5 protein-coding genes and 1 pseudogene are annotated in these 3,332 nt (G+C 57.7%); 2 read left to right on the plus strand and 4 right to left on the minus strand.

Annotated features, from left to right (window positions below; all coding sequences use genetic code 11):
• Positions 1-314, minus strand: a pseudogene (locus JQ553_RS34115) (MBL fold metallo-hydrolase); the annotation flags it as partial.
• Positions 315-738: 424 nt separating this feature from the next.
• Here JQ553_RS34115 and JQ553_RS35420 point away from each other — a divergent pair.
• Together JQ553_RS35420 and JQ553_RS34125 are read left to right on the plus strand one after the other, a co-directional pair.
• Positions 739-963, plus strand: coding sequence for an MGMT family protein (locus JQ553_RS35420; RefSeq protein WP_212504461.1), 225 nt, complete (start codon positions 739-741; stop codon positions 961-963).
• Between the two features lie 417 nt (positions 964-1,380).
• Positions 1,381-1,680, plus strand: coding sequence for a hypothetical protein (locus tag JQ553_RS34125; protein ID WP_212504462.1), 300 nt, complete (start codon positions 1,381-1,383; stop codon positions 1,678-1,680).
• 70 nt (positions 1,681-1,750) lie between these two features.
• Here the strand turns inward: JQ553_RS34125 and JQ553_RS34130 are convergent, their stop codons facing one another.
• From JQ553_RS34130 to JQ553_RS34140, 3 genes are all read right to left on the minus strand, one after another.
• Positions 1,751-2,347, minus strand: coding sequence for an RNA ligase family protein (locus JQ553_RS34130; RefSeq protein ID WP_212504463.1), 597 nt, complete (start codon positions 2,345-2,347; stop codon positions 1,751-1,753).
• A gap of 50 nt (positions 2,348-2,397) precedes the next feature.
• Positions 2,398-2,820, minus strand: a complete 423-nt coding sequence (locus JQ553_RS34135) for a hypothetical protein (RefSeq protein WP_212504464.1) — start codon at positions 2,818-2,820, stop codon at positions 2,398-2,400.
• A gap of 219 nt (positions 2,821-3,039) precedes the next feature.
• The coding region (locus JQ553_RS34140) for a hypothetical protein (protein ID WP_212504465.1) at positions 3,040-3,332 on the minus strand (293 nt) is incomplete at its 5' end.

Raw genomic sequence — 3,332 nt, forward strand, 5'->3', positions numbered from 1 at the left:
GACTCGACGTGCATCGACAGTCCGAACTCACTGATCAACGTTTTACCCGGCGGCTTGCCACCGCCGATGCCCCAGCCGAAGTGTTCAATCTCAACATCGGAAGCCTTCCGGCTCGGCGCGACAGCGAATTGGTAGATGTCGACGACCACGCGCACTGCCACACGATCGATCTCCGGAACCTTACCAGCGACCGTTTCTGCGCGTAACGGCTTCCCGCTGCCGATCAGCGCCGCCACGACGGCGCTGAACAAGGCAGCACCGCCGCCGCATACCACATCGCGTCGATGAATTGCGTTGCATTGGCAAATTAACATGATCAAACCCTCCCTTTACGTGGCCTTTGCTACCGCAAGGCATCACGCGGAAACGCACTCAATGGCGGAGGCGTTGGGGTGCCGAACACACCAGCGTCTGGCAGCCCGCACACCGAGGATTAGACCTATCGTATCCCACGCCGGATGCCGTGGCGAGTCGCACTGGTCCGGTTCGGGTCCAAAAGGCGGCATCAGTCAGGATGATGGCTATGTCCGCTTTAGCCCTCGAAGGCGGACATCACGGACGTCAAATCGAATGTCCGAGAAGGGCCAATAGCTGCCCACAACGTTAAGATGACCGCGCGCACTTCGAAACTAACCACCGGCACGTCCGGTCAAATCTTCCGTGCCAACGCGACGCGCCCGTTCCAATCGAAAGTAAAAAAGGCGAAAACCTTCTGAGAAACAATGCTACACTCCGCCTATGAAAACGTTTTCGGATAAGGTCCGCGACATCGTTCGCAAGATCCCAAAGGGGAAGACCCTCACGTACAAAGCTGTCGCTGCTAAAGCCGGCAATCCAAAAGCTGCACGCGCGGTTGGCGCCATAATGCGCACGAATTACGACCCGTCGATCCCGTGTCATCGCGTTATTGCAAGCGACGGCTCAATGCGCGGCTACGTTCGTCCGCGCCGTCGGCAACAATGATCCGCTTGACAAGGAGCTTCACCGCTGTATCGCGGAAGAACGCGACGTCGCGCGCTTTACCGCTGCTTTGGGTCAAAACCGGGCTATGCTCTGACTGAGCAGAAAATTTCCGCTTAAACCCCAAAAGCAGGCGTCAGCGCCCTAGAGTTGATCCACCACGCGGCTGTACGCGGGGTGCGCCCGGTTGGCTCACCTTGATTCTGCGATGTCCGCTTAACCCCTAACAGCGGCGCAGAAGCGGACATCATGCGAGGTCCGGAACGGGCCAGAATTGGAACCAAGTGGCATCGTGCTTGTTCCAATCTCCACCGATTGATCGGATCAAAGCCGGAGGTTGCGATCTTCGCGCTTTGGACGAACCACTTCCTGCATCCGTGCTTACCGTGGACCATTGTCTTGCGAGCGGAGGAGAGGAAGATGAAACTGGTCGCCACTATCGTGCTCGTGATGATCGCCTCGTCCATCGGCGCGACGCACATTGCTTCAGCAAAACCCAAGTCGCGAATGTGCGCCTGCTTCTGCTTTGGGGGAGGGGGCTACGATACAAACGCCTATGATGCGCACGGTCTGCCCTGCTACCTTTTCGAGAACCAAGCCTGCAGCGTCCTCAATGCCGACACCGGCCAAGTTTCATCCGGTACAACGGATCATTGCACGGACTATTACCCTCGTCGAGCTTGGCCCCGACCGCCGCCCCATCTGGGCAATCCCCGCTAACGTGGAAGCGGGCCATGCTTCAATTGAGCAGAAATTTTTGCTTAGACCCCAAAAGCAGTACGCTCGCGTCCTAGAATTGATCCACCACGCGGCTGTACGCGGGGTGCGTCCGGTTCTTCACCTTGACCCAGTCGCAAGTCTTCGGCCGGTATCGCCGCAGCCGGTGCTTGGAGACAAGACCCTCCAGCTTCATTCGGCAGGCAGCATCGAATAGGTCGGGGCCGATCTCGCCTTGCTCATAGGGCGCCACGAAGATGCCTTCGGGTCGCCGAACCAGGAGCTGGGCGAGCTTGCTCTTGCGATCGACCAGGGGGACGTCGCGCAGGTCGTTACCCTCCATCACAAGAAGGTCGAAGGCGTAGAGCTGGGCCTCCTCGTTGCGGCGATTGGAGTGCAGCGCATCGAAGTCCGATATGCCCTGTACGTCGAGGACAACGATCTCGCCGTCGATCATGAAGCGGCTCTTGCGGATCTTCAGCGCGGTCTCGGCGATCCACGGGAAGCGCCACGTCCAGTCCAGGCCGGACCTAGAGAGGATCTTCACGTCCTTGCCGTCGCGGATCACGCGCCCGCGGTAGCCGTCGTATTTAACCTCGTGGATCCAATCCGGGCCACTCGGTACGACCTTGTGAGCCGCGGGAGTGCAAAACTCAAATGTTCTTCGCATGGCCGGCATCTATGCATCACCGGCCGGAATGCGAGTCTGCCGCAGCGATGTCATGGCGGCGTGATGTCGATACAATTGTCGCCATTAATTCCTATAGAACCTGGAAAGCACACCTGAGCTTTGCCAGTCACCTCATCAATTTGCCAAGCTACAACTGTATGATCCGCTTGGTACTTCTGGACGTTGTATGTGGTCTTCACATTGGAGCTTGCAGGCAATTTGCTCTGCCAGTCAGTGAATTGATTGCAATAGGCAAAGAAGCGCCATTTGCTATGATCTGCGTCCCGGGCGTCCCAGTGAGCACTGCAGGAAAAAACTCGACGATTCGCATTGTCGTGAAGCCGCGCTGTCCACATTTGATAACTCAGATCGGTACCGGGATCCGAATATCCCGGAATAATCTCGAAATTGGCGCCGCGCGCGGTTTCGGGCAAAAGGACTACCAGTAAGGCAAGAGCTGCAAGGACTTTCATCTTGGCCTCCCCGAGTGAAACGAAACCATAGCCTACACCCGCGAGTAGAGGCCGTGGAGGGAGATCACTGAGGGGTCGAGTACCGAAGACCCGTGGAGTGGCAGCTGCACGCGATCGGTCAGTTACTGATCGTGGTCTTCGTTATCGAGTAGTCGTCGTCTTTTTTCAGCAGCCGGGCTCTGCAGCTCGGTCCATCATGTCGCTCTCGATGAGGTTTAGCTACGTGGCCAGCTCGACCATCGCGGTAACCAGCGCCTCGTAATCGTTCAGCGATGGATCGGCGCCGAGGTGCTTTGCGACGAGCCGGTTCAGCTCTTCCGCAAATGCGGCCCTCTTGATTTGGCGTTGCTGTTCCTGCGTCATCGTCAGCTCCGTACTGGCAGCGCCACGCGTCAGCCAGAAGGGTCTGCCTACGCTGACGAAATTCCCCTTGGACCTACGGAGGAAGAGCTTGCATCGCTTGTGCGGCGAGAGCTCATTTCGCGGGTCAAGGCGGGTGGTAAAAATAAATA

The sequence above is a fragment of the Bradyrhizobium lablabi genome, assembly GCF_018131005.1.
Taxonomy (GTDB): domain Bacteria; phylum Pseudomonadota; class Alphaproteobacteria; order Rhizobiales; family Xanthobacteraceae; genus Bradyrhizobium; species Bradyrhizobium lablabi_D.